Below are 26597 nucleotides of genomic sequence, written 5' to 3'. Positions count from 1 at the left end.
TTCCATTGCTCCCCAAACCCCGTACTGACACACTGCCAACAGCCTGACAAATTTCGTTTTTATCTAATCGATTAATCAGCACACAAGGCACTTCCGCGACTTGAGCCATCGAGTTTACAATGCCTTGCCAGCGCTCTAGGAGCAGAGCGGTTTCTATGCTCAAATCTACTGCCATTTGTTCCCTCAGTATTTAAATAGTCCCCTTTTGCATCATTCGATCTTGTTTATCTCAGAGTATCAAACAGGAAACAAAGTGATTGATGTCAATCAGGGAATTAGCAGCATTGATGCATTAAGCGGCGCACATACACTCTAAGTAAAGTGCTTAAGTCTGATTATGGCAAGAAATTGTTACTTTGTCAGGGATAGTCAACACTTTATTAGCGAGAGACTTGCTTGGCTGACATTTAAGACAAATCGCGAGATTCCAAATCTGCCACCAACAGTCGGAACTGAGTAACTCACTTGAGCTTTAAAAAGTAAAGCATTGAAATATTTATGGTATTTATACATCCTACCTAGCTCACAGCAGAGTTTAGCATCGTGCATTAATATGACCTTACACTAAAAATACGTACTAGTTGACGTCTATCAAACTCGTTTACGAGATAGTGTAGTGGTCGACAAATTTTGGCCACATCGTTATTGCCTAATAACCGATGCTCTCTTTAAATGCGAAATGAGTAGTGCACGCATTTTTAGCCTTTTGGCAAAACGTTGATGTCTCGAAATTTTCAAGCGCTGTGCCTTGTTTATTTTCAGAAACGTCTGCTTTCAGTGAGTTCCTGATGCTCGGGCGCTCTAAATTATGGGTATAGACAATCTGATTTGCCCTATATTTGCAGTTTTTCGTGAACCCTTAATTTCACAACTCTTTTAATCTGATATCCAAAGTCTGCATCCATACATAGCCCCTACGTAAACTGTCTAATAAGTCACATTATACGAACTATTGTGTTCGGCGACAATTAGGATGACCGGTTGACGACAATTATCTTGGCCGGTTGGGTGTCACAATAGGTACCTTGTTTTCTGTTCGGAGTTCAAGGTGCCTGGACAACATATCACCCACCGACAAGAGGAGCTGTATATGCAGCATCGCCAACAAGGCATGACTCAAGAAATCGCTGCTGCGAAGTCTGCCATTTCCCCCCGCACTGCCCGACGTATTGAGCAGTCCAACACCTTACCCCGCGCTAAAGCTGATAGAGATTGGCGCACCCGCTAAGATCCACTGGAAGCCGTATGGGAAACCGATCTAGTTGTTCTTTTAAACGCTAAACCAGAGCTTACGCCTATTACTTTGCTGGAGCATTTGCAGGCGCTCTATCCAAACCAATATGACCAGCGAATTCTGAGAACATTGCAGCGTCGGGTTAAGAAATGGAAAGCACTACATGGCCCGGAGAAAGATGTCATCTTCCGCCAGCAAGCTCAACCCGGTTTACAGGGCTTCTCTGATTTTACTCATCCTGATAGCCCGATCACCATTAAGCAGCAACCCTTTGCTCATTTGCTGTATCAGTTCCGCCTCGCTTATAGCGGCTGGCGTTCCATCACTGTGGTTCAGGGTGGTGAGAGCTATTCTGCCTTATCTACCGGTTTACAGCGTGCGCTGACGCAGGCTGGTGGCTGTCCGGTGGAGCATCGCACCGATAGCCTCAGTGCCGCCAGGAACAATACGCAAAATGTCTGGACAGATGCCTATCAGGACTTGTGCGAGCATTACAACATGACGCCAACGCGCAATAACCTGGGGCAATCGCATGAGAACGGCGTAGTGGAGTGCGCTAATGGCTCATTTAAACGCCGTCTGGCGCAGCACCTGCTACTTCGCGGCCACAGTGACTTTGACAGTATCGAAGCCTACCAGGCCTTTATTGATCAAATCGTCGGCAAGCTAAACCAGCGCTCACGCAGCCGCTTTTTAGAAGAACAGCAAACCCTGCAAGCCTTACCGGAATATGATGCTGTTGATTACACCTTGCTGAGCATTAAAGTCACCCGTAGTGCCACCATTGAAGTGCGCCGGGTGGTGTACAGCGTGCCATCACGACTGATTGGCGAACGCCTGCAAGTACGGCTGTATCATAACAAACTGGTGCTCTATGTGGGCCAGCAAGTGGCGCTGACCTTGCCACGAATTTACCCGGCCCTCGGCCAAAGCCGTGCACGTTGTATCAACTACCGGCATATTATCCGCTCACTGGCCGCTAAACCGCAGGCGTTTCGTTACTCGCAACTGCGGGATGATATCTTACCTGACGACAATTACCGGCAGTTGTGGCAGTTAGTGGATGATGCGTTACCAGCACAGGATGCCTGTAAATGGATAGTCACGGTGTTATGGCTGGCGAGCGAATACGATAGCGAACAAGAGCTGGGAGAGACCTTGTTGCAAGAGGCCAGAGCCGGTCTGTTTGAAAGTGCCAAAACCATTCAGGAGCGCTTTTACACCCCGCAAAGCGCACCAGACATTAAGACAAAGCAACATAACCTGCAAAGTTATGATGCACTGCTAACGTCATTAAAGGCACAGGCGAAACACGATGTGGAGGTGCCATTTTGACTTCCTCCGTTGCATTACTGCTCAAAGAATTAAGGCTGCCGGCGTTCGTCAGGCACTATGAAAAACTCTGGCAAACCGCGGTAGAAAAAGGCTGGTCGCACAGTGACTACCTTGCGGCATTATGCGAATACGAGCTCGCAGAGCGCTTTACACGGCGCACACAAAGCTGGGTACGCGAAGGGAGGCTGGCACCGGGAAAAACCTTAAGCACTCTGGATAACAGCGTGCTCAGCCGGACAAATCAAGCGCTCATCGCCAAGTTGCACCAAGACCTGTCCTGGGCACATCACGCCGATAATATCCTGCTGATTGGCCCCAGTGGCACCGGCAAAACACACATAGCCAATGCATTGGGTTACCGGCTGATTGAGCAAGGCATACGCTGCAAACTGTTTCCAGCCATTGGCTTGGTACAACAGTTACAACAAGCCAAGCGCGAACTGGATCTGATGAGCGAGATGAGCAAGCTGGATAAGTATCAGGTGATCATCATTGATGACATTGGTTATGTGAAAAAAACCGATGCAGAAACCCAGGTACTGTTTGAATTTATCGCGCATCGATATGAAAGCGGTAGCCTGATCATCACAGCCAATCACCCGTTTAGTGCATGGGATCAGATCTTCCCAGACAGCATGATGACGGTAGCGGCCATAGATCGGCTGATCCACCACGCGACAATTATAGAATTAGAAGGAGAAAGCTATCGAAAACAACATCAGTTAAAACAAGCTGGAAGTAGGAAAAATGAGAAAACCTAACCGGCCATCATAATTGACGCGAACCGGCCAAGATAGTTGACGCCGAACATGTCAGAATTATCTATAAAAATTGGGAAATTAATCCGTAATAAAAGAATAGAGTTAAACATGACTCAAGAGTTCGTGGCCCTACAGTGCTCTATAGATAGGAGCTACATGGGAAGAATTGAGCGTGGGGAAGTAAATCTAACTGTCGAAAAACTATATGAGATTGCAAAAATATTGAAGATTCATCCTCAACACTTATTACCGAACTTTTAGAAAATTAATTATTTAACAAAAGGTTATAAATTAAATAAAAAACGTAGATAATCTACTGTAATTTTAATTGACATAGTACTATCAGCAACATAATATGCTATTTAGCTGGTTTGAATAGATGTTCTACTGCAAAAAATAAGGATGACAGGTGGCCGCCTGTCATCGAGTTCAAAACCATTAACACGACTAAATATTAGGAGTTCAGAACAAATGAAAGTATATCAGATCAATTATGACCTGCGTAAACAACGTAACTATGATGAGCTTTATGAAAAAATTAGGTCTCTAGGCAATTGGTGTCATCCACTGGAGTCATGTTGGTTAATTGTCTCTGAAAAAACACCATCACAAATTGCAGAGGAATTATTCAAAGTCATGGATGGTAATGATGGCTTATTAGTGACTCGCTTACAAAATGAGGCAGCTTGGTACAACCTTGATTCAAAGGGAATGAAAGATGTTACTACTTGGCTTAAAGAAAACTTAGGCAAAGCTTCTTAAATATGTGAGCCAAGGATGGCTCAATCCCTTTCTGAGTAAATATTTATGGCAAAGTTAAAGAGATTCTTAAAACTGAGCGACCTTACAGAGATTCGTACAGGCTTTACATTTCGAGAAAAGATCGAGGAAGTTGAGTCTGGCAATGCCCACGTATTGCAGATCAAAGACATTCGTAACATAGCAACGGATACATGTAGTTATACGCTTTTTGCAGATGCTTTACCGCAAATTGATTGGCAAGGTAAAGATAACGCAATCGTGTCGCCTGAGTCTGTGTTGCTGCCCTGTCGTGGAGAGTATCTCAAGGCACATTATTTTGTAGGCAATCAAGATCAATCAAAAGCATTACCCTTAATTGTGAGTAGCCAGTTTTTGATAATAATGCCAAATCAAAATGTAGTGCCTGAATACTTATGCTGGTACTTAAACCAACCTCATGTGCAATACGAGTTACGGAAAGAAAGTCAGGGCTCTAAGATGCCAATGCTTAGCGTATCTACAGTCAACCAGTTTGAAGTTGAAATCCCTAGCTTGGATATTCAGCAACGCATAATCGAATTAAACCGTATTTGGGAGCAAGAGCAGATCTTGACCCAACAATTACTTAAAAATCGTGAACAAATGATGATGGGCATGTTTAAACAACTGCTCCAAGGAAACAAATAATGGTTACTCAAATCAATCAAGATACCGTCAATAAAGCCCTTTGGTCGGCATGTGATGTATTCCGTGGCACGGTGAGTGCAGATACCTACAAAGACTATATTTTGACGATGTTATTCTTAAAGTACATCTCTGATGTATGGCAAGATCACTACGATAATTATAAAAATGAACATGGCGATGAACCTGAGCTCATCGAAGAATTAATGAAAAGCGAGCGTTTTGTCCTGCCTCGTGAATCAAATTTCTATACCTTGCATGAGCGTCGCTTTGAACCCGGCAATGGTGAACGTATTGATATGGCTTTGCATGCACTTGAAGAAGCCAATGGTACAAAGCTCAAAGATGTAGGCAAAAGCGTTTTCCAAGATATCTCGTTTAATACCGATAAATTGGGTGAAGAAAAACAAAAGAATACGATTCTGAAAGACTTACTTGAAGTGTTTGCTTCTAAGGATTTAGATCTGAAACCAAGCCGTGTAGGTTTACTTGATGTGATTGGCAACGGTTATGAGTTTTTGATTAAAAATTTCGCCGCGAGTGGTGGTCAAAAAGCAGGTGAATTCTATACACCACCTGAAGTATCGGACTTAATTGCAGAGTTACTTGACCCACAAAAAGGCGACAGCATTTGTGACCCTGCCTGTGGTTCTGGCTCACTATTAATGAAATGTGGTCGTAAAGTTGTAGCGAATCACGATAGCAAAGAATATGCACTTTATGGGCAAGAAGCGATTGGTTCAACTTGGTCATTGGCGAAGATGAACATGTTCTTGCATGGTGAAGATAATCATAAAATTGAGTGGGGAGATACCATTCGTAATCCAAAATTATTGGATAAAAATGGCGACTTGATGCTGTTTGATATCGTGACCGCAAACCCACCATTCTCATTAGACAAGTGGGGTTATGAGCAAGCTGAAAATGATAAGTTTGATCGTTTCCGTCGTGGTTTACCACCAAAGACCAAAGGTGATTATGCGTTTATCTCACACATGATTGAAACGCTAAAACCTGTTACGGGTCGTATGGGTGTTGTGGTTCCACATGGTGTGTTATTCCGTGGTTCGTCTGAAGGGAAGATTCGTGAGAAGTTGATAAACGAAAACTTGTTAGATGCGGTGATTGGTTTACCTGAAAAGCTCTTCTACGGTACGGGTATTCCTGCTGCGATTTTAATTTTCAAAAAGCAAAAGTCTGATGATTCGGTTTTGTTTATTGATGCAAGCCGTGAGTTTAAGTCAGGTAAAAATCAAAACAATTTAACTGAAGACAATATTGCCAAGATTATTGCAACCTATCGTGCTCGTGAAAGTGTAGATAAGTATGCGTATTTAGCGACTTTGCAGGAAGTGAAAGACAACGATTACAACCTGAATATTCCTCGTTATGTGGATACCTTTGAAGAAGAAGCTGAGATTGATTTGGTAGCTGTACGTGCTGAGCGTGAGCAGTTAAAGACTCAACTTGCTGAGCTTGAAGTTCAAATGGCGAAGTATTTAGAGGAGTTGGGTTATGGTGCCTAATGGATGGGAGAAAAGTGATCTCACACATTTAATCACTATTAAACACGGCTTTGCATTCAAAAGTGAATTTTATTCTGATAAAGGGCAATATGTTTTACTAACACCAGGTAGTTTCTACGAAACTGGAGGGTTTCGTGATCAAGGAAGTAAGACAAAGTACTATATCGGAGATATTCCTGATGGGTACATACTTAGCCAAGGTGATATGCTTTTAGCTATGACTGAACAAGCTGAAGGACTGCTAGGTAGTGCACTTTTCGTTCCTGAGAATAATCGTTATCTGCATAACCAGCGATTGGGTTTGGTTCAAATATTAAATCAAGAAAAAGTTTGTAAAGACTTTCTGTATTTATTTTTTAATTCGCCTTCGATCAGGAAGCAAATTACTGAACAATCAACAGGAACAAAAGTTAAACATACTTCACCTGACAGACTTTGTTCGGTTATTGGATTGATTCCACCGCTAAAAGAACAGCAAAAAATTGCCGAAATCATTTCCAGTTGGGATCAAGCGATTTCGGCTACTGAAAGATTGCTTGAAAATAGCCAACAGCAGAAAAAAGCGTTGATGCAACAGTTGCTGACGGGTAAGAAGCGTTTGCTTGATGAAAATGGGGTAAAGTTCAGTGATGAATGGCAACGTATTGAATTAGGCTTACTTCTTGACTATCAACAGCCAACACCTTATTTGGTGGAATCTACTGCTTATAGTGATAGTTATGAAACCCCTGTTTTAACAGCAGGTAAAACATTTATTTTGGGTTATACCAATGAGAGTTCAGGGATTTATCAAGATCAATTGCCTGTAATTATATTTGATGATTTTACAACTGATAGTAAATATGTGAACTTTCCATTTAAAGCAAAATCAAGTGCCATGAAAATCTTGACTGCTAAAAAAGGGGTTTCAATTAAATTTGTATTTGAAGCAATGCAAATGTTGCAATTCACTGTTGGAGGGCATCAACGACATTGGATTTCAATTTTTTCAAATTTGGTAATTCCTCTACCAAATAAGAAGGAACAACAACAAATTGCGGAAGTTCTTTCTCTAGCGGATCAAGAAATTGAAACCTTGCAAAAAAAACTTGATTGTTTACAGCAAGAGAAAAAAGCACTCATGCAACAACTTTTGACAGGTAAAAAACGTGTCAAGGTGGCTGCCTAATGATGCAAATCAATCCTGGCTATTACCGCATTATGGCAGGTGCGAAGTCTGTATTTGCGCAAGAGTTTCTAGAGGGCGGCTTTATTGCCGCCAACTGGAACATTGACCAAGACTTAACACATGACTTACCTGATGATTGGCGTGAGTTTAATCATCGTTTTATTCCTGTTTATCTTGAAGCTTTACCTGACAAAACTAAGATTTCAGCAGGCTTAGCATGTGGCATGTTGCATACCCTTTCTAAAGGGATTAAACAAGGAGACATCATTCTTACACCTCGTGGGGATGGTCATTACTTAGTGGGTAAAGTCATTTCAGACTATTACTACGTGCCTTCTGGTGAACTAAGCCATCGCAGAAAAGTTGAATGGTTTGAACAGACTTTACCTAGAGAAATGATGTCTCAAGAGTTGAAAAATTCATCGGGATCAGCAGGTGCGGTTTGTAATATCACCAAGTATGCAGAAGAGCTTAAAACGCTTATTGATGGTAAAGAAACAGTTGAGCATCTCGAGCCTGATGAAGTGCTCGAAGACCCAACGGCTTTTGCTTTAGAAAAGCATTTAGAACATTTCTTGGTAGAGAATTGGTCTAAAACTGAGTTGGGGGCAACATACGATATCTATACTGAAGAAGGTCAATTGGTCGGTCAGCAGTATCCATCGGATACAGGTCCTATCGACATTTTGGCAATCAGTAAGGATAAAAAGACATTGCTTGTTGTTGAGTTAAAACGTGGTCGTGCAAGTGATCGTGTTGTGGGGCAAATTCAACGCTATATGGGCTATGTCAAAGATGAGTTGGCTGAGGCAGATCAGCAAGTGAAAGGCGTGATCATTGCCTTAGAAGATGACCTAAGAATTCGTCGTGCTTTGAGTGTGGCTCAGAATATTGAGTTTTATCGTTATCAGTTGAGTTTTAAGCTCAATAAAAGCTAATGCAAAAGTGAAATTTGGCGCTGATTGATCATGTTTGGCGTCACAAAATATTAAATGTATTGTTAGAAACAAGGACGTTTTTAATACTTTATCAACAATTAAAATTTGAGGGCTGTAATGTCAATTTCCCAAATGTTTCAAGACTTTTTAAGCAATATTAAGGTTGCGAATGAAGAACAAATCACGTTGCGTTATCAAGAGATAACATGTGCGTTGAACAAAAAGTTTCGTGATACCGAATCAAAAACATCAAATCAATTACAAGTTGGTTCCTATGGCAGATGGACTGCGATTAAAGGTATTTCAGATTTAGACATGTTGTACATCATGCCATCTTCAAAATGGGAGGATTATAAAAATGGAGGTCAATCAAAGTTATTAAAGGATACAAAAGATGCAATTCTTGCACGTTATCCTCGAACCACTGTGTTTGTAGATCGATTAGTCGTATGTGTCCAATATACGAACTTTCATGTAGAGGTACAGCCTGTATTTAAGCAAGAGGATGGATCATATAAATATCCAGATACTAAAAATGGCGGTAGTTGGAAGATTACAAAACCGCAAGCTGAACTTGATGAAATGCAAAATATGAATAATGCAAAAAATCGAAATTTGCGTCGTTTATGCAAGATGGCTAGAGCTTGGAAAAATAAGCATGGTGTCTCAATGGGGGGCTTACTGATTGATACACTTGCCTATAACTTCATGAAATCTACGACTTACTATGATGATAAAAGCTATATGTATTATGACTGGTTAAGCCGAGATTTTTTTAAATTTTTAGCTGATCAACCTGATCGTGATCATTATCAAGCTTTAGGCAGTAATCAGGATGTTAAAGTTAAAGCTAAATTCCAAGATGCTGCACAAGATGCTTATGATTTATGTTTAGAGGCTATTGATTTAGGTACTGACGATAAAGCTTATAGTAAGTGGCGAATGATTTATGGACGACAGTTTCCTAAAGCACCAAGTAAACAAGCAGAAATGTCGATACGCATTGAAGATATGCGTTATGAACATACAGAGCAGTTTATTGAGGATCAATATCCAATTGATATTCGATATAAGCTAAAAATTGAGTCTAAAGTTACTCAAGATGGTCAAACGATTGATTGGCTAAGAGGATTTAAACGTAGAAAGAAAAAGTTAAATCATGGACGTGGTTTAAGTTTTTATATTGAAGAAAATACAACACCAAAAAATTTACAGAACTATTCTGTGAAGTGGAAAGTGCTGAATAGAGGTGAAGAAGCGAAAAGACGTAATTGTATTCGTGGTCAAATTGTGTTGGATGATGGAAAAGAACGCATTGATGAATATTCAAGTTTTAATGGTGAACATCTAGTGGAGTGCTACATCATTCAAAATGGTGTGGTTGTAGCTCGTGATCGCATTTATGTGCCAATTGAGGATTAAATATGAATCGATCTGATTTTCTTAAATGTATCGCTGAAACTGGCTATAACGTAGGATTTGGAGCGAAAAAACACTTCGCTACTTATGATCTTGTTGAAAAATCCCCAGGATGGATTAGTTTTATATCAATTGCTTTCGGTATTTATTCTTTAGCATTCAAGGAGCTTTCAACAAGCTTTCTTTCAGCATCTTTCACTGTGCTTGGCGTGGTTGGTCTCTATGTCAGTATGTATGATGCAAAAAAAAGTGATTATGAAAAGGCAGGTGTTGAGCTGACTAAAATTTATAATCAGCTTAGAGCTTTATATTACTCAGTCCAAAGTAAAAGTGATTCTGATGATTTAACAAATTTGATTAGTGAATATCAGCAGTTAGAAAGTCAGTATTATTCAGTAGGTCTGAGTAAGCAAATATTGTTCAGTGATTGGTATGCACACTATAAATTCTTTTGGCAACATCAGATTGAATGGGTTGATGAGCAGAAAAATTTTAGTTTTTTTAGGGATAAAGTGCCGTTAAGTTTTTATATGTTCTTGGTGGTATTAATTGTTATGGCTATCTGCTTTATTTATAAAGCAAATCTTAGTGCATGTTTCGCAGTTTTATTTTAAAAGTTTTGGTTTGATATGAACGGTCTCTCAATTAAGTTTCAAGAAGAATACAGTGCTAAGATTCCCGCATTAACATTGTTAATGAATCTGGGGTGGTCGTTTTTACCGCCATCACAGGCACTTGTTGCCCGTGATGGTAAACAAGACCAAGTGGTATTACGCCAAATTTTACGTAAAGAGCTCTCTAAACGTACTTTTCCATTTGCGGGTCAAGAATATCCACTTTCAGCAAAGTCGGTAGACAACTTAATTGCTGAAATCTGTAGCCCAGCTTTGAATGAGGGGCTACTGACCGCTAACGAAAAAATGTATAACCATTTGTTCTACGGTATTCCAGTAACTGAATTTGTAAATGGAAAAAAAGTTAGCCCAACGATTCCATTGATTGATTGGCATAACATCCATAATAATGACTTTTCATATACAGAAGAATTTGCTGTAACACGTTCAGGTGGAGTAGATACACGTAGACCCGATATCATTTGCTTTGTAAATGGTATTCCTTTAGTTGTGATTGAAGCAAAACGCCCTGACAGTCAGGCAAAGAAAGGTCCAACAATTAATGAAGGTATTTCTCAGACACTTCGTAATCAGCGACCTGATGAAATTCCACATCTGTTTGCATATAGCCAACTGATACTCTCTATAAATGGGCATGAAGGTCGTTACGGCACATGTAATACCCCTGCAAAATTTTGGGCTGCATGGCGAGAAGAAGATATTTCTGATGCAGAAATGTATGCGCTTAAAAATAAGAAATTAAGTGCTTCTCAAAAACAGAGCCTATTTTCTTATCGTCCAGTTGATGACTTAAATTGGTATGAAAACCTAATTGCAGGTGGAGACTTAGCTGTTACAGGTCAAGATCAACTGCTGATTAGTCTATTAAAGCCTGAACGCCTACTTGAAATGGTTCGCCTATATACGCTTTTCGATAAGAAAGCAGGAAAAATTGTTGCTCGTTATCAGCAAATCTTTGGTATCAAACGACTTATTGAGCGTATTAGTACGAAGAACAGCAAAGGTGGTCGTGAAGGTGGTGTGATTTGGCATACAACAGGCTCAGGTAAATCTTTTACTATGGTCTTTCTCAGTAAAGCCATGATCTTACATGAAACTTTAAAAAAATGCCGTATTTTGGTTGTCACTGACCGTGTCGATTTAGAAGATCAACTGAGTAAAACCTTTGTATCAGGTGGTGAACTGGCAGGAAAAAAAGACAAGCAAAATGCCATGGCGACTTCAGGCAAACGCTTGGCTGAACAAATTGGTAAGGGTACAGAACGAATCATGTTCTCTTTGATTCAGAAGTTTAATTCTGCAACCAAGCTTCCTGAATGTGTTAACACAAGTTCAGACTTCATTGTCCTGATTGATGAAGGGCATCGAAGCCAAGGTGGTGAAAACCATGTACGTATGAAACTCGCACTGCCAAATGCGGCATTCGTGGCATTTACAGGTACACCATTGCTTAAAGATGAAAAGACCGTTAACAAGTTTGGACCTATTGTTCATGCTTATACAATGCAAAGAGCCGTAGAAGATAAAACCGTAACGCCTTTGCTATATGAAGAGCGCATTCCTGATTTAGATGTAAATGAACGTGCTATTGATACATGGTTTGAGCGCATTACAGAAGGTTTAAATGATCAGCAAAAATCAGATTTAAAACGTAAATTTGCGAGAAAAGGTCAGCTTTATACTGCTGATGACCGTATTCGCCTGATTGCATTAGATATTGCCAATCATTTTGTTATAAATATTGATGATGGTTTAAAAGGTCAGCTTGCTTGTGACAGTAAAGCCTCAGCGATTAAATATAAAAAATATTTGGATGAAGCTGGTCTATTTGAATCGGCAGTGGTCATGAGTCCACCCGATAGTCGTGAAGGTAATACTGATGTTGATGAATCAACTACCCCTGAAGTGACTCAATGGTGGAAAGAGAATGTCGGTACTCAAGATGAACAATCCTATACAAAACAAGTCATCGAACGCTTTGAAAAAGATGAATCCCTTAAGTTATTGATTGTAGTAGATAAGCTATTAACAGGTTTTGATGAACCTAAAAATGCTGTTCTTTATATTGATAAAAATTTAAAACAGCACAATTTAATTCAAGCAATTGCGCGTGTAAACAGACTTCACCCATTGAAAAAGTTTGGTTTATTAATTGATTATCGCGGTATTTTAAAAGAATTGGATGCCACAATTCTTGATTACCAAGATCTCGCTGCTCGTACCCAAGGTGGTTATGATATTAACGATCTTACAGGCTTATATACTCAAATGAGTTCTGAATACAAACGATTACCTCGTTTGTATAAAGCACTTTGGGCAATTTTTGCTGATGTTAAAAATAAAAATGATCCAGAGCAGTTACGCCAAGTTTTAGTTCCTCGTATTGAAGAACGTAAGGGTGAGTTAGTCGATATTCACTTAAAAGTTCGTGATGATTTTTATGAAGCACTTACAGAGTTTGCAAGTTGTTTAAAAGTTGCGTTGCAGTCAGCAACCTTCTTTGAAGATAAAAGCTTTTCTGATGCAGATCGTCAGCACTACAAAGAAACAGTCAAACTATTTACAAGCTTGCGTCAAATTGTGAAACGAGATGCTGGGGAGACTGTTGACTACGATCAGTATGCAGAGCAAGTCAAAAAACTGATTGATAAGCATGTTGTGGGCATTGAAGTTAAGGACCCTGATGGGGTTTATGAAGTTGGCAAGATGGGTAAAATAGCTCAGCCTGAAGATTGGAGTGAAGAGAAAACACGTAATGAAACGGATATCATTAAAACTCGTGTAACTAAGATGATTGAGCAACAATTGCGTGATGATCCTTATGCTCAGGAGGCTTTCTCTAAGCTGTTACGTCAAGTCATTGAAGAAGCAGAGAAAGAGTTTGATCACCCATTGAAGCAACACATGTTGTTTAGAGAGTTTGAAGAACAAGTTGAAGCTCGTCGTTTAGATGAAATTCCCGATGTGTTCAGTGGTAATAAGCATGCTCAAGCTTATTACGGGGTCTTTAAGAAGCTATTACCTGAAGCATTCTCGATAACAAATCAACAGAATCAAGATAAGTGGATTGAACTCGCTTTCGAGGTTGATCGTTCTGTGATGAGCTCTGTGGCTGAAAACTCCATCAATCCGCAAAATATTGAAGCGGATATCCGTAAAAAATTATTACCTCAGATGTTCCGTGAATGTAAATCCATTGGGAGTGGTATGGATCAAGCAAAAAAAATTGTAGAAATGATCGTACAAATTACTCGGGTTGGTTTAAATGGGCTCTAGGATGAATACGCTGCCAGAGAGAAAGTTAAGCATTGTTTATGGTGATGAAATTATTGATTTTGAGGTGCTTGAAAGTCCTAGTCGTACTCAAAAGATACTGATTAAAGTCTATGCTGATTGTCGGGTGGTTGTATCAACACCGTTAAATACAGATGATCAAACAATTATTGAAGCGGTAAAGCAGCGTAGTCGTTGGATCTATAAACAATTACGAGAGTTCCGTGAACAAAGTAGATTTATCACGCCTCGCAAATATAAAAGTGGTGAAAGCCACTTTTATTTAGGTAAACAATATCAATTGAAAGTGATTCATGATGATACCAAGCCAAAAGGTGTAAAACTTCTAAGAGGAAGATTGGAAGTAAACACCTTGGATATGGGTCTTGAAAGTATTAAATCTTATTTAAATGAATGGTATAGAATCCGAGCAAAAGTCATATTCGAAGCACGTTTGCAACATATTCTAGAACAAGCTTTATGGGTTGAAAATTACCCTGATATTCGTTTGATGACCATGCGAACACAGTGGGGAAACTGCTCCCCATCAGGTTTACTTACGCTCAATCCTCATCTAGTTAAAGCGCCTACAATCTGCATTGATTATGTGATTCTGCATGAACTTTGTCATTTGGTTGAACATAATCATAGTGAGCGTTTCTACCAACTATTGAATCAAGTTATGCCTGATTGGGAGGTAGTGAAAGAGAGATTAGATAACATGGCTGTGAAGTTTTTTGATATTTTATAACAAGTTTGTTTCAGCGGTGGAAATTCGGTAAGGGGGAACTCTTCCATATAATTTATAAACTGATTAAGGTATGTGGCATAAGTGAGCTTAAATTTAAAATATTGTAATTACAAAACAGCAACTTATACATAAAATATCAATGAATGGCTTTTCAGGAAGTTTGTGCAATGTAAGCCTATCGTAAGCTATAAAAAGGGAAATTTAATATCTCCCTTATAGATTACAAATATGAAAGCTGTATTTGAGATGCAAAAAAAAGCTTTTGCTCTAATTCCTCATTCCACAGTCCTTCATCTTCCATACCTTGTTTTATATTTTTGAATATATCATCAGATAAGGTAACAGTAGATGATATAGCTGAATATTGAGCTTGAGGTAAGCATTCATTCAATAAACCTTTCATAGTATTGATCAGTTTATTTCGCCAAATAGTTGTTCGTTTTGATTTATATTGCTCAAATTGATCTTCGGCAACGGAAAGAAGTTCTTGTATTTTTTCACCAATATCAAAACGAACTTGTACCCACGAATTTCACTTGCTAATGGTGAATTTTTTACAAACTCATACAGGGCGTGTTATGTAATTATTTGAAGTTAATTGCTAGTCATGGTTTATTGCCGGCATATATAATGAAATATTAATTAATTGCTTATGTTATCGTAGGGTTGGGTTGATATGCCTATTTTATGAGCGAATTAAAAGAAGGACGGCAATGATCGATGAAGACTATTTCAAATACAGAGAAGCCAATTTATTAGCTCAATGGGATAAAAAACTTGCCACGGTACTAAAAATTCAAGAACTTGAGGCAGAACTCAAAGAATTTAGCTATATCCAAACATGTCGCAAAGATAAAAATACAGCAAGCTATGCACGTTTAGAACGTAGTATAGAAGGGTTTAGAAACCGCATAGCCCGCTTAAAAAAACAACTTTATACGACCTAATCATCATTTTTAACAAAGCAGTGTTAGTACACTAAAATGATTGAATAGCTTAGGTCAATCACTGAACTTTAGTCAGATGTTTAGATGTTCTCACCTCGAATCACTTGCTAGTATCTCGAGAGAAAATTCTATTTGTATTTATTACTGTTTTTAGAAAACTATCAGTGTAAATTTACGGTCAAAATAGCCATAGATCTTTTATTAATTTAACGTAATATTCTGTTTATGTAATTTTAATATTTATATTTATTTATAAAACAATAAATTATTTAATTTTTATTAAATATAGGTATATATATCCATACAATACTGAGAACGATGGATTCAAATATAACGACACATTTACACATTCTTCTTGGTTATTATTTATTAAAAATCGCTTGGAAGTCGTAAAGGATTTGCTCAAAGAAGATGGCCTGGTTTTCATTCAATGTGATGACAATGAACAAGCATATCTAAAAGTTTTAGCAGATGAAGTCTTTGGTCGTGAAAACTACTTAAACCAAGTTTCAGTAAAAATGAAACAAACGTCTGGTGCTTCTGGTGGTGGCGAAGACAAGCGCCTGAAGAAAAATATCGAATATATTTTGATTTACACCAAAAATATGAATAGTGAGAATGGTTTTAAAAAGTTCAACGATTTCTATGACGAAGTAGAATTGTTTGAATATCTAGAAACCATGAAGCAGCTTAAAAAGAGCTGGAAGTATACGCGTATCTTAAAAAGCGTTGGTACCAAAGAGCACATTAAGACATTAACAGATGGTTCAGGTGAGCCGATTGAGGTTTATACGCATAAAGGTGTGGTTCTAGAGCCGATCAAAAAGGTGATGGAAGAAGAAAACCTGACTGAAGCTGAATGCTATCTGAAGTACTTTGATAAGATTATGCGCGACACGAATGCTCAAAGCTCAATTAGAACACGCGTGATGGAAGGTGTAACCGGGGATCATGAGCTATTAAGCATTGAATATGTGCCTAGATCTGGAAAAAACAAAAATAAGGTAACGACTGTCTATTACAAGGGTGCCAAGTGCGATCAAATTGCTTGGTTGAGTGATATTGCGGTCAAAAGAGGGAAATATATCTTCAAGCTTGAAAAAGCTGGCACCTTTTGGGATGGCTTTCCGCTGAACAATTTAACAAAAGAGGGTGGTGTATTGTTCCCGAATGGGAAAAAACCAGAACTACTTTTACAGCGTATTATTGAGATCGCCACGGATGAAGGAGATCTTGTGCTCGACTTTTTCTCAGGTTCGGGTACTACGGCTGCTGTGGCGCATAAATTGGGTCGCAAATGGATTGCGATTGAGCAGATGGACTATATTGATGAAATCACCAAAACACGCTTAAAACGCGTAATAAACGGTGAGGACGGCGGTATCTCTAAACTTGTAAATTGGAATGGTGGCGGTTCATTTGTTTATTTTGAACTGAAGCGCTATAACCAGGCCTATCAAGATGGAATCTTGGCTGCAACAAGTAAAGGTGAGCTGGACAGTATTTATAATGAAATGGCTCAGAATGCCTTTTTAAAGTTTTGGTTTGATAAAAAAGACTTTGAGCGTGAGGAATCATTTAGGGCTTTATCACTAGACGATCGTAAAGTGCTTTTATTGCAAGTTTTGGATGAAAACCAGCTATATCTAAACCATGCAGATATGTTGGATTCAAAATTCAAAGTCACTCAGGAAGAGATTGCGCTCACTGATAAGTTTTATGGTGCACCTAATGTCTAGATTAAGCCCAACATTGGTAAAAGATACCTTAAAAGACTTCCTATATTATCGTATTGAAAACGACAGTGAATACATTGAGTGGGCTAAAAACTTTACTATCCCTCGCTATATCACTGATAACTTGTCGCGTACTTTAAGGGGGTATCAAGAAGAGGCTGTAAAGCATTTTATCTGGATCTATGATCAAGATCCGACTAAAGCCAAACACTTACTTTTCAATATGTCAACTGGTGCCGGTAAAACGCTCACCATGGCTGCTGTTATTCTCTTTTTATATGAGAAAGGCTACCGTAATTTCATATTTATGGTCCATCAATTGCAGATTATTGAACAGGCCTATATGAACTTTATTGATCCGCAATTTGAAAAGTATCTTTTCAATAAGAACGGCGTGAAAATCAATGGACGTTCTATTCCTGTTAAAGAAATCAAACTCTTTCCAGATTCACAAGGCAACGCTATTAACTTTATGTTTTTAAGTACGGCGTTCCTCTACAACAAACTTGTGAATGAGGTAGAAAATGGTTTGTCTGCAGAAGATTTCTTGAATAATAAAATTGTTCTGATTGCAGATGAAGCGCATCGACTTAACGTGAATACACGTAAGAAGATAAAAGAAGATGATGAAGCGATTACCAATTGGGAAACTTCGGTCAATACTGCAATCAAGGCACGGCCAGATAATCTTTTGCTGGAGTTTACTGCTACTGTTGACTTGGGCAATAGTGCCATCCATAGGAAGTATCAGGACAAATTAGTCTATAAATACGATTTCTTGAGATTCAATAAGGAAGGTTACAGTAAAGCGGTTTGCTTCCTTTACAACACTGAAACTCAGATCGCCGATCAAAAACGCTTATTGGTGATTAATGCCGTTGTATTGAGTGAATACAGACGTTTATTCGCTGAGCGTGATATGCAAGTCACGATCAACCCAATTATATTGGTGAAATCAACCAACATTAAACAAAGCAAGCTAGACCGTGAATTTTTCCATAAGGTGATTAATTCACTTAAGCCACAAGATTTAGATTATCTGAAAAAGCTAAGTGAAACCAATCAGACTAATTTGCAAGACGCTGAAGATAGCTTTCGTTTCTTGCGTCAAATGTTTGCTTGGATTGCCTCTCCGAAGTCTGGTCTATCCACGATCAGCGATAGAGATGGTTTAAAATCATTTATTTCTGAAATTAAAATTCGTTTTTCTTCAGATAACACGTTTGTTTACAACTCAACGGATAAAACCAATTCAACTTTGTTGCCGATTTTAGATGATCCTAAAAACTATAATCGGGTGATATTTTCAGTTGATGCACTCACAGAAGGTTGGGATGTTTTAAGTCTCTATGACATCATTCACTTTGATATTTCTGCAGCGAAAAAAGTATCGCTGCAAGATATTCAGTTGATTGGCCGTGGTGCTCGTTTATGCCCATATAAACTGCATAAATCATATCGTTTGAATAATGATAACCTTGACTTGTTTGATAAAGAACATGGCTATGAGTTTGACCAGTACAAACGTAAGTTTGACAATGCGATTGATGAATACGGGCGTGTACTTGAAACGTTCATGTACCACTTTGTTAAGACTGGCACGTTTTACGACAACTTAAAGTTAGAGCTTCTAGGTGAAGGGATTATTAATAAATCCACTGAAAAGCACACAATCACGCTTAAATCTGACTTTATGAACAGTGAGACATATAAGAAAGGTTTTGTCTTAGTCAATCAGCAAGAATTTAGAAATAAAACGACTGATTCTGAGATTGATACGACTTTTAAGCGTGAAATCAAAGCCAGTGCATACCAATTGCATGCTGGTAGCTTGACCGACAAGCAACAGAATCAGATCCAAGCTGAAGTTAACCATAAAACCATCGATCTGACTGAAGAATACTTTAGCCGACCGGTCTTGAAAAAGGCGCTCGTTGCGACTGAAGGGAACTTTTTTAGATTTAACTATCTAAGAGAGCATATCGTTGGGTTAGATAGTATGGATGAATTAATCGATAACTACCTACCGCTTTATCAGATCCGCTATTCATATACTGAAGATAAGGATATTCACGATCTGACCATTGATGAAAAATATCAGCTACTTTTGGGCATAATTTTACCTGAGGTACGTAAGGCTATTGATCGTCATATGCCACGTATCACGGGTAGTAAAACCTTTAAACCTAAATCGCTGTCTACTGTTTTTCAGCAAGAGAAAAACATTTACTTGGTTGCTTTCCCTGTTGAAAATCCTGATACGGGTGAAATCACTGTCAATGCTCCAGACGAACGTGCGATCGCACAATCGTTGCACCCAAATGAACAACTGAAGTTTAATGTTGAGGGTGCCGATTGGTATGCTTATAGTGAAAACTACGGTACGAGTGAAGAGAAGCTATTCGTAAAATTCATTTCGACTCAAATTGATGCCCTTAAACGTCAATATAAAGATGCTGAAATTTACTTAATACGTAATGAGCTAGACTACTGGTTATTTAGTCCTATTGATGGCCGTAGATTCAGTCCAGACTATATGTTGATCGTGAATGATACGGTGAACCAAGAGATGTACTATCAATGTTTGATTGAGCCTAAAGGCGGTCATTTGTTGGTGAATGACGAGTGGAAGGAAGAAGTACTGATCAGCTTGAGTGACGAGAGTTCTGTAATTTTTGATCCAGATGAAGAGGATGACGAAGGTTATAAGAGCTTCTTAAAAGAGGTGGAGAGTATGGGCTATAAAGAGATTAAGTGTTTAGGCTTCAAGTTCTTTAATAGCGATCCTCGTGGTGAAACTGATTTTGCATTGGATTTTAGGGCAACATTGCCACACTAATCTTGAAAACATTGACTCAAAAAGAAGCCCCGATATTCGGGGCTTTTTCATATCTGCTTTTACATATCGAACGACTGTCCACGTTCGTTAGTTTTGTTTAAATTCTGCGGTTCTATACCATACAGCTTTAGACCATCACCTAGAACGAGATCATCTACACGCTTTTCAAAACGAGTAAAGAAATCGTTCAGTCTTTGGAAGACTGGTGGTTCATCTAACAGTTTGGCCATGTTGTTTAATGTTTTACTTAGACTGTTCACAAGATTGAACTTTTGTTGACGGTCCAAAGACAAGCTGTTCGATGTATCTAAAAGGGTGGTGAGGCTTTCTTGAACCTTTAGATAGTTTTGATCATTGGTCACATTACTGACAATCAAATGCACTACTTTGTTTTTGATCTTCAATGTATCCAGATTCAATTGATCAAATGCAATGGTCCTATCAGTAAGATTTTCTCTAAATGTTTTGAGATTCTGCCACTCTGGATGTGCAGCCTCTAAATCAGATAAAACTTTCATGATTGACGCACGGTATTCGCTATCAGACGCACTAATCACAAAAAGTTCAGGATACGACCGCTTCTTAGAAACTTCTTCCTGAGCTTTATTGAGCTTATCTTCAGCGACAGCAATTGAACCCTCAACATCGGCAGTACTAATACCAGCTTCATGAATTAACTTTCTAGCTTTATACATTTCTGCTGAATGAAGCCAAAAAGCGGTAAAGATAGCTGACTTAGCGTAGCTTTGATGATCGATACCTTGCTGAAGATTTTGTTCGGGAATGGTCGAACGATCCACACTCTGCAATTTAACTGTATCTTTGTTGATGTCCTTGGATACATCAATATGTACTTTGGTATTTTGCATGCTATCCATACTTGGGTTTGTGCTACTGGTTGGTTCTTTGGCACCCATTTTCTCGAATTCAATATCACCGGCTTTAATCTTTTGATGGCCATCTGCAGTAGCGACAACTTTCAAAACATCATTTTGAACTTTGGTGACATCAATTTCAGAAAGGATCTCCATATAAGACTTAATGCCCTCAAGAGTCATGACGGGCGTAGATACGGGTGCCGTAGCGGTTGGAGTTGGTTTATCATCAAATGCTTTATCAAATGACGGCGGTTGGTACTTTGGTTTTGCATAGGATTTCGTGCTACCTGTACCAGCTGGTCCATCATAGTTAGCTTTTGATAGATCTTGTTTACGCTTTTCAATATTTGCGTTGTAATTTTCAATATTTGCTTGGTTTTTAGCACGTATGTTCTGCAATTCCAGATATTTTTCATCTGATTGTGCAATCACAATGCCGTAATTCGGTTGGTATTCTTTATTAGGGAACTTGGTTGCATAAGCTTCGCGTTGACGGTTGTAGCGGTTAATTGCATACGCAACTTCAGGGATCTTGTTGTCTATACGTTTGACGGCGTTATTCAGTTCTTTTGCCAACTCTGCAGCTAAACGTTCAACACCTAAATATTGACGAGCATCATCCCAATCAGAAACAGATAATTTATTTTGGAAAACCGGGGGTAGGGTGATACGTGTATTTTCATGTTTGCTCACATCACCTAACACACCACTTAATGAAAAGTTGTGACAAGCTTCTTGTAAGCCAGGATTCAAACCAGACTCAAGCGTTTGGCCAGCATCGTTATCATAACCAACAAATATATTGGCTTCAGGATTGATACTGCAGATAAGCTCAGCAACACTTGAGATATTGGATTTACTGTATGACGCTAAAACTTGTGTGTTTTCTGCAGTAAAACCCTCACCCAATAAACCAAGCTCTAAACCAGCATCCAACGCCTTACGTGCGCTGATCGCTGTTGCCCAACCCTCCTTGATCAAATAGTTCTTTGCATTCGGGTTAAAGACTTCATAGCCAACATCAGGATTTTTGCTAACAGGCAAGAATGCATCTTTCGTTTTGGCTTTATCAAAAAAGTACTTACCCTTATGCAGTACTTCTTCAAGCTTGTTGGTTTCTTTGTTGCGCTTTTTTTGGCGATGGTGGGTGATACGCTGTAAATTGACGACTTTGTTATTGGTGTCAATTAACGGTGCAAGAATGACAGCTCTGCTTTTACGTAAATCAAAGCCTTTTTTCTTTTCGCCCTCAAGCTCAGGTTCAAAGTTGATGAAATGCTTTTGATACGCTAATACATTCTCTACTGTTTCAACGAGAAGCTGTTGATTGGTAGCTGATTCAGGAAGTTCACGCTTTACTGCTTCAATGGCTTCATCACGGGTAAAGTTATCTTTACGCATGATTTTAGCGCCGTATGGCTCTAGGTTCTTTTCAACCATATACGGCATTTGTCGAATGTCGCGTTTAAAGGTCTGAAGGCTTCCAGTTTTATTATTAAAAAATGAATCGTCAATAATTTTACCAGCACGTTGCCACTCAATACGGATAGCGATTTGTGCAGCTAAGAGCTCTTTTTCTTGTTGAAGTAGATGCTTCTTTTGAGCTTCTTCAAACTCACGTACACGGCGATCAACATCTTCTTTGCTTGGTGGTTTGTAGTTAGGGTTTGAATCTCGTTGAGGCTTGATTACGTTCTTATAGTGGTCAGCAAAAGCAATTGAGATTTCAATGTCAGTTACACCAAAGCGGTGTCCTTTGAGTACTGGCCAGTATTCACCAGTATCACGGTTCATGTTTGGATAGATCCAATACATCCCTCGTGGTTTGACATTGTTGCTACTTGATTTACTAGGGTTATCTGATTCGGTGAGGCAAGGCACTTTTTCATCAAATACGGTCACGAATTGATATTTACCAGATGACTTGAATACGAATCCGTAGTTTCGCTCCAGTTCTTCTTGGAAAAACTGAAACATCGTATTTAAATCACAATTATGTCGGGCGCTCGGTACTTTCTCAGCCATAACAATTCCAATTTCTAATATATATTTAGGTGCAATGTGCTACCCAGGTTGCATAGGACTATTAATCATATGCTTAAGAAAATTTATACTTTTAGTATATACCGATTCTAAAAACATTTCTGTTTAATCTTTAATATAAGCTATGTCTAATAAAGGTTTAAAGAAAAATTAAAAGCTTTAATTTATTATTTTAATAAAAAATGTTTAAGCCCTCAATGTTATAATTTACAGATATTAAATAGGTTATGAATGACCACTTATTTAGGGTTAAATTACTTTTAATAATTTGAGGCTTTATATGTCAAAACATATTTTTTTGGGTTCTGTTGTAATCAATGGCAACGGCAATGTATACAGTTCAGGTTCCAACTATCAAATCGTTGGAAGTGGCAAACCAGTGACTAAGCAAGTACCTGTAAACCCATTTAACGAAATCTGTATGAAAGGTCCAATGAGTCTGAAGTTTTTTGCTTCAAGTGTTTCTAAAATGGAAATTACTGCAGACGACAATATTGTAGATCTTATTAGTGCGACTTTTCAGGGGGGTGTATTGGTTTTAGCTATTCAGGACAATGTAAGTTTTAGTACTTGTTCACCGTTAGAAGTATCGATCAGTCACCCAAATTTAAAAGCTATTGATTTAAAAGGTTCAGGCAATATTCAGGTCTTAAATCTTAATGAAGATAAATTCACAGCAAGTATTAGTGGATCTGGAAATATGGATTTAGACGGTACCGTTGAACACTGTGTCTTATCTTTGAGAGGTTCAGGCAATTTTGATGCATTACCATTGAAAAGCAACAATTTAGAAGTGGCACTATCTGGTTCAGGCAATATCTTTTGTACAGCTATCAATTCTGCTCAAGTACAGCTTTCAGGCTCAGGCAACGTTAAAGTTTATGGCAAACCAATCCATAAGTCACAAAACCGAACTGGTTCAGGAAACATTAGTTTTAAATAGGTCGATAAACCTAGTGCAATGAAAGTTTAGAGAAAAACAAACCCCAAAAGTTTGCTACCTTTGGGGGTTTATGTTTGACATTCAAATTATCGAAATAAAAATATTATTAATGAAGTTTTCGGACCATTCAGGATCGTTCGATTTACTCACAATATCTTTGAGCCAAACCTTTAATGATTCAATTGGATAATCTGCATTTTTGTATAAATTAATCACGGCGATAATCTGTTGATTCAGTGCTGTTGTTGAATCATTACGTGCGATCATTTCTACAAGTTTTGTGTAGGCCTGAAGGAGTTCTGGTTCTTCAGCTCCAGTGACTTTACGGGGTTGTTTGCTGATCTGTCCAAGAATTTCAATAAATTGTTCTTTGACCAGCTCAATCGGGTGGATCTGACTAAATCCCTGTTGAGTCAGCAAAGCATATGCACGTAAAACCAAGCTAAACCAATTCTTTTTGGTCATGCTATCAGGATAGAGGCCTATATCATCCAACTGTTGTTTGATGCCAAAGAATAGGGCGCTGATAGAATAGTTCGGGTTAACCGTGCTTTGAACTGCAGTCGTCCACACGGCATTTTGCATTTTATGACGTATTACATCACGCGTGTATTCAACGCCGTACAAACACTTAAAATCGTTCCAGTCACTTAGATCTAACTGTTCATCAGTAAATTCAGGTCCAATCATGGCTGCGTTTACAGCTCGGCATGCTTCTGTTGCGTAATAGATACCGGGATTGCGCTTTATTTTGCTTTCTAATGCTGTTTTATGGTCATTATCATTGAAGATATAGAAGCGTGAAAACGGGAATTCGGCACGGAAATCACGTACTACATTCATGATGTTGCCAGCCACGTACACGACAATGACTGGAATAGAGTATTGAATTGATTCTGCAATTGCTTCACCAGTGGCGTAGCCCTCACAAAAGATTATCCGATCTTGGTTCCATGCATCCAATGGATCTTTAAATAAGATTTTGAAAGCGCCGTTTGCAAGTACACCACGTAATGTAAACTTATCTTCACCACGCTTGTTTTTATGTTCAGCGATGGTCTGAAGGAAAATGATTTGATTTTTGAGGTTTTGCCCCTCAACTAAAAGCTTGTTCTGACGTAGCGACTGTTGATCTAGATCTGGTTGCAGATCAATAATACGGTTCAGAATAATGGTGCTGTTCTTGTGTTGAGGGTAGTACTGGCTGACATAATCAATCAGCTCATTTTTAGTGAAGTTGCTTGGATTGTACAATCTAGCATGACTGAAGCTAATCTGCTTTTTCACATTGTAGTTGTGTGGACGGTTTGGTAAGGGTAGGCTTCTGGCCCATTCAAAACCCATATAGATTTGAGCCAATATCTCTTGGTCTTTTTTGTTCTTCTCAGCACTTTTGCATGAGCTTAAGAAGCGTTTAAGATCTTCTTCTTGCTGTTCCTTGGTATATACGGTATCACCAGGTTGCAGATCCATTTCTTGAATGTATTCATACAAGCTGTAAGTGAAGTTTGCACCGCCAGCATGAAACCAACCATAAGACATACGTGCGTTATCTAGATCTACAAGATACCAGGCCGTTTTTTTCTTATTTTTTGTGGCGTCATTGTGGTGATTGGTTCTGAGGTAAATACGTTTAGAGCTTCGTTCAAGCTGAAAGTCACTCTCACGATCAAATACAATGCCCTCATTTTCAAGATGCGATCTAAATATTTTAGATAGCGTACCAATATCGATACCATACTTGATCATGAGGGGGTTCATAAATAAAGAAACTCACTTATAAATATTTTATAACCAGCGGTTGAGCGACTACATATTTTGATGGGTTGTTGGTTTGCAACGTGATTTCATGAGCGTAATGCCATGCCTTAGTGATACGGTTTAGGATGACACTTTCAAGGTCGTCTTCTAAGAATTCGTAAAGATTAAATCGCACGTTGTTTAAGATCAGTTTTTTATAACCTTTCACAAGGGTATTTAAAAAATTCTGAGATTGGTCCATAAAGGCGTTAACGTCAGCATCATAACTTATTGTGTTATTCACGACTGCATTATAAAAGTACTGCTCAGAATCAATTTTAATAATATGCATCTGCTCTAAGAATGACTCTAAATAAGCTGGATGCATATTTTTACTTAAAAACTTACAGATCCGCTTATTCTTGTTGTCGTTAAAATAGATGTATTTAGAGGTTAGCTCAGTATTAATCACTGTGACATATTCGCCGTCCACACGAAACTTCACGGTATTATTGTTGGTGAACTGCAGCATTAATTCTGTGAAGATATAGCTATCTAACGTTTTTTCATGCTTAAACGTCTGCTTGTCCAAGAAATTACTGTTGTACTGAAGATCTGCAACATTGGCATAGCTTTGAACGAATTGAGCGATGTCATTGTGCATGTTTTGGGTGTCGAGATCCGATACTTCAGTTGAAACCGATTGAAAGGCACTATTTTTATAAAGATGCCCTAATAATTCTGTTTGATTGTGGTTTTTAGGTTTAACTTTCAATCCAACTGTAAAATCGTCTTGCTCATAATTCCCTTTAATTAGATTGCTTAAATAACTTTCAGCTTCTTGAAAAGATACGTTTCCAAGGTTGTCTAAAAATGATTTTAAGGAAGTGCCATCTAATCGTACTGCAACATGAGATATAAATGATGGATCGAACTCGAAACGCATAATACTTCATTGATTGAAATGGGTATTAAAAGTATATAACAGGTTTAAGGAAAAAAGAAT

Annotated in this window: 20 protein-coding genes; 16 read left to right on the top strand and 4 right to left on the bottom strand. The window is 38.6% G+C overall.

What is annotated here, in order from left to right; all coding sequences use genetic code 11:
- Window positions 1-1234: 1234 nt before the first annotated feature.
- The 12 genes from istA to A7P55_RS20060 all read left to right on the top strand — a co-directional run bounded on the left by istA (window position 1235) and on the right by A7P55_RS20060 (window position 14465).
- Window positions 1235-2569, top strand: a complete 1335-nt coding sequence (gene istA / locus A7P55_RS20115; protein ID WP_212750025.1) for an IS21 family transposase — start codon at window positions 1235-1237, stop codon at window positions 2567-2569.
- On the top strand, window positions 2566-3330 hold the full coding sequence (gene istB / locus A7P55_RS20110; protein ID WP_016167552.1) for an IS21-like element helper ATPase IstB: 765 nt from the start codon (window positions 2566-2568) through the stop codon (window positions 3328-3330). Before istA ends, istB begins: the two co-directional genes overlap by 4 nt.
- A 48-nt stretch (window positions 3331-3378) precedes the next feature.
- Window positions 3379-3591 (top strand): helix-turn-helix transcriptional regulator, encoded by a 213-nt coding sequence (locus A7P55_RS20105; protein WP_171553514.1) that lies wholly within the window; start codon window positions 3379-3381, stop codon window positions 3589-3591.
- Between the two features lie 210 nt (window positions 3592-3801).
- On the top strand, window positions 3802-4092 hold the full coding sequence (locus A7P55_RS20100) for a hypothetical protein (RefSeq protein WP_057081899.1): 291 nt from the start codon (window positions 3802-3804) through the stop codon (window positions 4090-4092).
- Window positions 4093-4137: 45 nt separating this feature from the next.
- Window positions 4138-4758 (top strand): restriction endonuclease subunit S, encoded by a 621-nt coding sequence (locus A7P55_RS20095; RefSeq protein WP_057104322.1) that lies wholly within the window; start codon window positions 4138-4140, stop codon window positions 4756-4758.
- On the top strand, window positions 4758-6281 hold the full coding sequence (locus A7P55_RS20090) for a type I restriction-modification system subunit M (RefSeq protein ID WP_171553513.1): 1524 nt from the start codon (window positions 4758-4760) through the stop codon (window positions 6279-6281). The genes A7P55_RS20095 and A7P55_RS20090 overlap by 1 nt, the downstream gene beginning before the upstream one ends.
- A complete protein-coding gene (locus tag A7P55_RS20085) occupies window positions 6271-7449 on the top strand; it encodes a restriction endonuclease subunit S (RefSeq protein ID WP_171553512.1) in 1179 nt (392 codons plus the stop codon). The genes A7P55_RS20090 and A7P55_RS20085 overlap by 11 nt, the downstream gene beginning before the upstream one ends.
- Entirely contained in the window at window positions 7449-8387 is a 939-nt protein-coding gene (locus tag A7P55_RS20080; protein ID WP_130139464.1) for an endonuclease NucS domain-containing protein, read from the top strand. Before A7P55_RS20085 ends, A7P55_RS20080 begins: the two co-directional genes overlap by 1 nt.
- Window positions 8388-8504: 117 nt before the next feature.
- On the top strand, window positions 8505-9809 hold the full coding sequence (locus A7P55_RS20075; RefSeq protein ID WP_086222948.1) for a nucleotidyltransferase: 1305 nt from the start codon (window positions 8505-8507) through the stop codon (window positions 9807-9809).
- Between the two features lie 2 nt (window positions 9810-9811).
- Window positions 9812-10420 (top strand): SLATT domain-containing protein, encoded by a 609-nt coding sequence (locus A7P55_RS20070; protein ID WP_087548183.1) that lies wholly within the window; start codon window positions 9812-9814, stop codon window positions 10418-10420.
- A gap of 15 nt (window positions 10421-10435) precedes the next feature.
- Window positions 10436-13717, top strand: a complete 3282-nt coding sequence (locus A7P55_RS20065) for an HsdR family type I site-specific deoxyribonuclease (protein WP_171553511.1) — start codon at window positions 10436-10438, stop codon at window positions 13715-13717.
- 1 nt (window position 13718) lies between these two features.
- Entirely contained in the window at window positions 13719-14465 is a 747-nt protein-coding gene (locus tag A7P55_RS20060) for a SprT family zinc-dependent metalloprotease (protein WP_057081905.1), read from the top strand.
- A gap of 220 nt (window positions 14466-14685) precedes the next feature.
- Here the strand turns inward: A7P55_RS20060 and A7P55_RS20055 are convergent, their stop codons facing one another.
- Complete coding sequence (locus tag A7P55_RS20055) at window positions 14686-14868, bottom strand: hypothetical protein (RefSeq protein WP_057081906.1); 183 nt, start codon at window positions 14866-14868, stop codon at window positions 14686-14688.
- A gap of 310 nt (window positions 14869-15178) precedes the next feature.
- Between A7P55_RS20055 and A7P55_RS20050 the strand changes: the two genes are divergently transcribed.
- From A7P55_RS20050 to A7P55_RS20040, 3 genes are all read left to right on the top strand, one after another.
- Entirely contained in the window at window positions 15179-15412 is a 234-nt protein-coding gene (locus A7P55_RS20050) for a hypothetical protein (protein WP_057081907.1), read from the top strand.
- A gap of 230 nt (window positions 15413-15642) precedes the next feature.
- A complete protein-coding gene (locus A7P55_RS20045) occupies window positions 15643-17151 on the top strand; it encodes a site-specific DNA-methyltransferase (protein WP_308469681.1) in 1509 nt (502 codons plus the stop codon).
- Window positions 17144-19987, top strand: a complete 2844-nt coding sequence (locus tag A7P55_RS20040) for a DEAD/DEAH box helicase family protein (RefSeq protein WP_058952593.1) — start codon at window positions 17144-17146, stop codon at window positions 19985-19987. The genes A7P55_RS20045 and A7P55_RS20040 overlap by 8 nt, the downstream gene beginning before the upstream one ends.
- A gap of 59 nt (window positions 19988-20046) precedes the next feature.
- Here A7P55_RS20040 and A7P55_RS20035 read toward each other — a convergent pair whose 3' ends face one another.
- Window positions 20047-22890: a hypothetical protein gene (locus A7P55_RS20035; RefSeq protein ID WP_058952594.1), complete on the bottom strand. Its 2844-nt coding sequence runs from the start codon at window positions 22888-22890 to the stop codon at window positions 20047-20049.
- 298 nt (window positions 22891-23188) lie between these two features.
- Between A7P55_RS20035 and A7P55_RS20030 the strand changes: the two genes are divergently transcribed.
- Complete coding sequence (locus A7P55_RS20030) at window positions 23189-23851, top strand: DUF2807 domain-containing protein (RefSeq protein ID WP_058952595.1); 663 nt, start codon at window positions 23189-23191, stop codon at window positions 23849-23851.
- Window positions 23852-23932: 81 nt separating this feature from the next.
- On the opposite strand, the gene A7P55_RS20025 is transcribed toward A7P55_RS20030, so the two are convergent.
- Together A7P55_RS20025 and A7P55_RS20020 are read right to left on the bottom strand one after the other, a co-directional pair.
- Window positions 23933-25600, bottom strand: a complete 1668-nt coding sequence (locus A7P55_RS20025) for a virulence-associated e family protein (protein WP_134253128.1) — start codon at window positions 25598-25600, stop codon at window positions 23933-23935.
- 28 nt (window positions 25601-25628) lie between these two features.
- Complete coding sequence (locus A7P55_RS20020; RefSeq protein WP_005006163.1) at window positions 25629-26537, bottom strand: hypothetical protein; 909 nt, start codon at window positions 26535-26537, stop codon at window positions 25629-25631.
- Between the last annotated feature and the right edge of the window lie 60 nt (window positions 26538-26597).

This window comes from Acinetobacter sp. Ac_5812, from assembly GCF_013072695.1.
Taxonomy (GTDB): Bacteria; Pseudomonadota; Gammaproteobacteria; order Pseudomonadales; family Moraxellaceae; genus Acinetobacter.
This window is presented reverse-complemented; position numbering and strand designations above follow the sequence as displayed.

Excerpts from the sequence above, each read along its gene's own strand:
- A7P55_RS20105 (WP_171553514.1), top strand. The coding sequence starts at position 3,379 with ATGTCAGAATTATCTATAAAAATTGGGAAATTAATCCGTAATAAAAGA.
- A7P55_RS20100 (WP_057081899.1), top strand. The coding sequence starts at position 3,802 with ATGAAAGTATATCAGATCAATTATGACCTGCGTAAACAACGTAACTAT.
- A7P55_RS20095 (WP_057104322.1), top strand. The coding sequence starts at position 4,138 with ATGGCAAAGTTAAAGAGATTCTTAAAACTGAGCGACCTTACAGAGATT.
- A7P55_RS20090 (WP_171553513.1), top strand. The coding sequence starts at position 4,758 with ATGGTTACTCAAATCAATCAAGATACCGTCAATAAAGCCCTTTGGTCG.
- A7P55_RS20085 (WP_171553512.1), top strand. The coding sequence starts at position 6,271 with ATGGTGCCTAATGGATGGGAGAAAAGTGATCTCACACATTTAATCACT.
- A7P55_RS20080 (WP_130139464.1), top strand. The coding sequence starts at position 7,449 with ATGATGCAAATCAATCCTGGCTATTACCGCATTATGGCAGGTGCGAAG.
- A7P55_RS20075 (WP_086222948.1), top strand. The coding sequence starts at position 8,505 with ATGTCAATTTCCCAAATGTTTCAAGACTTTTTAAGCAATATTAAGGTT.
- A7P55_RS20070 (WP_087548183.1), top strand. The coding sequence starts at position 9,812 with ATGAATCGATCTGATTTTCTTAAATGTATCGCTGAAACTGGCTATAAC.
- A7P55_RS20065 (WP_171553511.1), top strand. The coding sequence starts at position 10,436 with ATGAACGGTCTCTCAATTAAGTTTCAAGAAGAATACAGTGCTAAGATT.
- A7P55_RS20060 (WP_057081905.1), top strand. The coding sequence starts at position 13,719 with ATGAATACGCTGCCAGAGAGAAAGTTAAGCATTGTTTATGGTGATGAA.
- A7P55_RS20055 (WP_057081906.1), bottom strand. The coding sequence starts at position 14,868 with ATGAAAGGTTTATTGAATGAATGCTTACCTCAAGCTCAATATTCAGCT.
- A7P55_RS20050 (WP_057081907.1), top strand. The coding sequence starts at position 15,179 with ATGATCGATGAAGACTATTTCAAATACAGAGAAGCCAATTTATTAGCT.
- A7P55_RS20040 (WP_058952593.1), top strand. The coding sequence starts at position 17,144 with ATGTCTAGATTAAGCCCAACATTGGTAAAAGATACCTTAAAAGACTTC.
- A7P55_RS20035 (WP_058952594.1), bottom strand. The coding sequence starts at position 22,890 with ATGGCTGAGAAAGTACCGAGCGCCCGACATAATTGTGATTTAAATACG.
- A7P55_RS20030 (WP_058952595.1), top strand. The coding sequence starts at position 23,189 with ATGTCAAAACATATTTTTTTGGGTTCTGTTGTAATCAATGGCAACGGC.
- A7P55_RS20025 (WP_134253128.1), bottom strand. The coding sequence starts at position 25,600 with ATGATCAAGTATGGTATCGATATTGGTACGCTATCTAAAATATTTAGA.
- A7P55_RS20020 (WP_005006163.1), bottom strand. The coding sequence starts at position 26,537 with ATGCGTTTCGAGTTCGATCCATCATTTATATCTCATGTTGCAGTACGA.